Genomic DNA, 5066 nt, shown 5'->3' on the forward strand with positions numbered 1-5066 from the left:
CTTGCGCAAGGCTGCCGAGCGCTCCATCAGTGGCCTCTGGAACACAATTGGGCGCGTCCTCAAACTCTTCACGCCAAACGAATGCCAGAACTATTTCGCCGCCGCTGGATACGATGCAACATGGCCGCTGGATACGATGCAACATGATCGGATTCCGATCTAGGCCGATCTCAGGCAGAAATTCCACTTATCCTCGCTGCGCGGATTTCCCGAGCCAGCTCTATACTTCAGTCGAACGTTTCCGCCTCACCCAGAGTTACAGATTGCGCGTCTTTTGCTGCCAATTTTGGCTCGCCCTCGAAAGGCCAGTCGATTCCAATCAATGGATCATTCCAGAGTATACTGCGCTCGTATTCCGGCGCGTAAAAATCGGTCGTCTTGTAGAGGAATTCAGCCGTCTCGCTCAACACAACGAAACCATGCGCAAATCCTTCCGGCACCCACAGCTGCTTTTTATTGTCGGCCGAAAGCGTCACACCTACCCATTGCCCGAACGTCGATGACGAGCGCCGCAGATCCACAGCAACGTCAAACACTTCGCCTTGGACCGCACGCACCAGCTTTCCCTGCGGTCGGCGGATTTGGTAATGCAACCCCCGCAGGACGTGGCGCGCGGATTTCGAATGATTGTCCTGGACAAAGCTGCGCGTGACACCCGTCAGCGTCTCGAAGGTGCGCGCGTTAAAACTTTCGAAGAAGAAACCGCGATCATCGCCAAAGACTTTAGGCTCGAGAATGATCACGTCGGGAATGTGTGTCTTTGTCGCCTGCATCAGAAAACATCGTCCTTCAGAATGTTCTGCAGATAGGCTCCATAGCCGCTCTTCATCAAGGGCTTTGCAAGCTTTTCGAGCTTGGCGGCATCGATCCAGCCAGCACGGTAGGCAACCTCTTCCGGACAGGCGACACGCAGGCCCTGGCGCTTTTCAATGGCTGCAATGAAACGGCCAGCCTCCAGAAGCGAGTCATGGGTTCCGGTGTCGAGCCAGGCATAACCGCGCCCCATGATCTCGACGCTGAGCTGGTTCTGCGAGAGATAGCGGCTGTTGACGTCGGTGATTTCCAGCTCACCACGCGCCGAGGGTTTGATGCTGGCGGCAATATCGCAGACCTGCGCGTCGTAGAAATACAGCCCCGTGACCGCGTAGCTGGACTTCGGCTGCACCGGCTTTTCCTCGATCGACAAGGCTTGCCGATCCTTGTCGAATTCAACGACGCCGTAGCGCTCTGGATCATGGACGTGATAGGCGAAAACCGTCGCTCCATCGGTCTGAGAGGCAGCACTGCGCAAGAGCTTCTGGAAATCGTGACCGTAGAAGATGTTATCACCGAGTACGAGCGCGCTTGGATCTTCGCCGATGAAGTCTCGACCAAGGATGAAGGCTTGTGCCAGGCCATCCGGGCTTGGCTGAACGCAGTATTCCAGGCGAAGCCCCCATTGAGCGCCATCCCCCAGCAGAGCCTGAAATCGTGGCGTATCCTGCAGCGTGGAGATGATAAGGATTTCGCGGATTCCCGCCAACATCAAGGTTGTCAGCGGATAATAGATCATCGGCTTGTCATAGACGGGCAGCAGCTGTTTGGAGACGGCCAACGTTGCTGGATGCAGCCTGGTACCGGAACCTCCGGCAAGAATAATGCCCTTACGGTTTGTCATGATGTGCCTCAAAGGATCTGTTCAAGAACGCGATCGACGCCAACCTTCCAGTCCGGAAGGGTCAAGCCAAAGGCGTCGCGAAGTTTTCGGGTGTCCAATCTCGAATTGGCAGGCCGCTTTGCAGGCGTTGGATAATCCGCCGTTGCAATCGCCCGGATGGTATCGGCCGCAACCTTGGTCGCATGCCCCTTAGCACGCGCATATTCGATGACGTGGCTGGCATAGGCGTGCCAGTTCGTTTCACCGCTCGCGACCAGGTGATAGATACCGTCGAAATCAGCGGTCTTGGTGGCAGCGAGTTGGCGAATGACGTAAGCACTCACGTCGGCGATCAAAGCCGCAGAGGTCGGCGCGCCGGTTTGATCGGCGACGACACTAAGCGTTTCGCGCTCGCGGGCCAGCCGCAGCATGGTCTTGGCAAAATTGGCGCCATGGGCGCCAAAAACCCAGCTTGTACGGAAGACTATGTGGCGGGCCCCTGTTGCGGCCAGCGCTTCTTCGCCGGCAAGCTTGGTCTTTCCATAAACACTTTGCGGACCCGTCCTATCCGTCTCGCGGTAGTAGCTTTTCGCCGTGCCGTCGAAGACATAATCTGTCGAATAATGAACGACGAGCGCACCAAGTCTGGTCGCCTCCTCGCCCAAGATGGCTGGTGCGCGGGCATTGATGGCGTGTGCCCTGCTCTCTTCGCCTTCAGCTTTATCAACGGCGGTATAGGCTGCTGGATTGACGATAACATCCGGCTTGAACTGCCTGACGGCCTCACGGATCGAAGCTTCGTTCTCGAGATCGCAGACGGTTCGATCAAGCGCTGCGACCTCGCCAAGTGGAGCGATAGCCCGTTGCAGTTCGAAACCGACCTGGCCGTTCTTTCCGGTCAGAAGCAGGCGCATGTCCTTCACGCTCCGTACTGCTGGCCAACCCAGTTCTGATAGGCACCGCTCGTCACGTTGCCGACCCAGTCCTGGTGGTCGAGATACCATTGCACCGTCTTGCGAATGCCGGTCTCGAAGGTCTCTGCTGGTTTCCAGCCAAGCTCGCGCTCGATCTTGGTGGCGTCGATCGCATACCGGCGGTCATGGCCCGGCCGATCCTTCACAAAGGTGATCTGCTTGGCATAGCTGACTCCGTCCTTGCGTGGCGACAGTTCATCAAGGATGCCGCACAAGGTCTCGACGACCTCCAGATTGGCCTTCTCATTCCAGCCGCCAATGTTGTAGGTGTCGCCCAGCTGACCGACCTCCAGGACACGGCAAATGGCAGAGCAGTGATCCTTGACATAGAGCCAGTCGCGGACCTGCTGCCCATCCCCATAAATCGGCAAGACTTTGCCGGCGAGTGCATTGTGAATGCACAGCGGGATCAGCTTTTCCGGGAAATGATACGGACCATAATTGTTCGAGCAATTGGTCGTCAAAACCGGCAGGGCGTAGGTGTGATGGTAGGCGCGCACCAGGTGGTCGGAAGCTGCCTTGCTCGCCGAATAAGGGCTATTGGGTTCGTAACGATTGGTTTCGCGGAACGGCTCATCGGTGGGTGACAGCGTTCCATAGACCTCATCGGTCGAGACATGCAAAAACCGAAAGGCTTGCTTGTCGGCATCCGAGAGGTCGTTCCAATAGGAACGCACGGCTTCCAGAAGCCGAAAGGTCCCGACCACATTGGTTTCGATGAAATCTGCAGGCCCATGAATGGAGCGATCGACATGCGATTCCGCAGCAAAATTCACCACCGCGCGCGGTCTGTGCGTCCTCAAGAGATCGCCGATCGTTTCCGAGTCGCAAATGTCGCAACGGACGAAGATGTGGTTACTATGGTTTTTGAGGCTTGCTAGGTTCTCTAGATTTCCGGCATATGTCAGTTTGTCAATATTAATGACGGTTTCATCGCTTCGTGCTAGCCAATCAAGAACGAAGTTGCTTCCAACGAAACCGGCGCCGCCAGTCACAATTATAGCCACGCTATCTTACTCCTAACCTACATGCGATCGATGTCTTCGAAATCACTTGAAAATCTCCAGTATCAGCGAGGTGACGATTACCATGTATTTTGACATAAACATATTTGTTTCCCATTGATATGAATTAATGGGTTAGAAGGTGTCGAAGTGATCGCCTACTCACCGAACGACCGGAACAAAATCGAACATATCATCCTCCAAAGCTGTCAATACCAGGCGGCCCTTACGCGCCCTCCCGCGCCATTCCGACAAATGGTTCGCCCGGAGCCCGCACCGCGCCCCAACCTGATTTACGATCGCGCCAGGTTTCAAACTTTCTGGCAGAAAGAGGTGGCTCGGGAAATCTGCACAGCGGGGATAAGTGGAATTTCTGCCTGAGATCGTCTTGTACTGCAACTCGGTGACTTCGACTCTTTTCGCTTCCCAATACGGCGTGAATCTGAATCTCTAATTCGAACCGGAGGTGTTCGATGCGACCAGGGATTTCATTGCGGGAAGATTTTGATGGAGAAGGCCTGCGGCGGCTGGCGCGGCAGACCAAGGACGCTGCCCAGGTAAGACGTCTCTTGGCGCTCGCGTCGATCTATGACGGAGGCTCGCGATCCGGCTCGGCAATGTTACGCTTCAGATTGTTCGCGACTGGGTTCTGCGCTTCAATGAACGCGGTCCCGAAGGACTCGTCAATGGCAAGGCTCCCGGTCAACAGTCTCGGTTGAACGATCAGCAGCGCGGGGCCTTGGCGCAGGCCATGGAGCGCGGGCCGACACCCTATCTCGACGGCGTCGTTCGCTGGCGTCTGTGCGATCTGGCGCAGTGGCTTTGGCTAGAGTTTCGGGTGTCCATCAGAGAGAAAATGCTCTGCCGTGAAGTCCGGGCCATGGGCTATCGCAAGCTTGCCGCTCGCCCCAAACATCATGCACAAGACCCTCAAGCGATTGAGGATTTTAAAGAAGTTTCCCCACCGCAGTGGCAGAAATTGCCGCCGGAGCGGCCCGAGGAAAACGCATAGGAATCTGGTTTGAGGACGGGACCCGTATCGGGCAGAAGAACAAGATCACGCGCCGCTGGGCCAGACGCGGAACGCGGCCGTCAGCGCCGCATGAGATTGTGTCCCATGGAGTGGTTTAGCTTAGACGACCACGGCTCATCCCAGAGGGGCGGATGAGTGTCAGCTTGCCGCTGGCAGGCTGATGAGCGGATCATCGCTCATTACGGCGATGGTTTCCAGTGTCATGTAGCGGGACCGTTGGACGGCCCATTCATCGTTCTGTTCGAGCAGCAACGCGCCGACGAGACGAACGATGGCATCGTCGTTGGGAAAGATGCCGACGACCTCGGTGCGCCGCTTGATCTCGCCGTTGAGACGTTCGATTGGATTGGTGCTGTGCAACTTCGTCCAATGCTGCTTTGGAAAGGTCATGTAGGCCAGCACATCCTGTTCGGCACTAT

General features: G+C 56.4%; 6 protein-coding genes. 1 reads left to right on the forward strand and 5 read right to left on the reverse strand.

Translation table 11 applies throughout. The annotated features are described in order from the left end of the window. Nucleotides 1–227 precede the first annotated feature (227 nt). The 4 genes from rfbC to rfbB are packed head-to-tail and all read right to left on the reverse strand — an operon-like array spanning nt 228 to nt 3617. Complete coding sequence (gene rfbC / locus LQK84_RS24875; RefSeq protein ID WP_230831469.1) at nt 228–773, reverse strand: dTDP-4-dehydrorhamnose 3,5-epimerase; 546 nt, start codon at nt 771–773, stop codon at nt 228–230. Beyond that, entirely contained in the window at nt 773–1657 is an 885-nt protein-coding gene (gene rfbA, locus LQK84_RS24880) for a glucose-1-phosphate thymidylyltransferase RfbA (RefSeq protein WP_230831470.1), read from the reverse strand. The genes rfbC and rfbA overlap by 1 nt, the downstream gene beginning before the upstream one ends. An 8-nt stretch (nt 1658–1665) precedes the next feature. Continuing rightward, on the reverse strand, nt 1666–2550 hold the full coding sequence (rfbD, locus tag LQK84_RS24885) for a dTDP-4-dehydrorhamnose reductase (RefSeq protein WP_230831471.1): 885 nt from the start codon (nt 2548–2550) through the stop codon (nt 1666–1668). A 5-nt stretch (nt 2551–2555) separates the two neighbouring features. Further along, a complete protein-coding gene (gene rfbB / locus LQK84_RS24890) occupies nt 2556–3617 on the reverse strand; it encodes a dTDP-glucose 4,6-dehydratase (RefSeq protein ID WP_230831472.1) in 1062 nt (353 codons plus the stop codon). Between the two features lie 628 nt (nt 3618–4245). On the opposite strand from rfbB, the gene LQK84_RS24895 reads away from it, so the two are divergent. Then, nucleotides 4246–4626, forward strand: coding sequence for a helix-turn-helix domain-containing protein (locus tag LQK84_RS24895; RefSeq protein WP_330166437.1), 381 nt, complete (start codon nt 4246–4248; stop codon nt 4624–4626). Nucleotides 4627–4785: 159 nt separating this feature from the next. Here LQK84_RS24895 and LQK84_RS24900 read toward each other — a convergent pair. Further along, the coding region (locus LQK84_RS24900; protein ID WP_230831473.1) for a transposase at nt 4786–5066 on the reverse strand (281 nt) is incomplete at its 5' end.

The sequence above is a fragment of the Rhizobium sp. C4 genome, from assembly GCF_021026315.1.
Taxonomy (GTDB): domain Bacteria; phylum Pseudomonadota; class Alphaproteobacteria; order Rhizobiales; family Rhizobiaceae; genus Ensifer_A.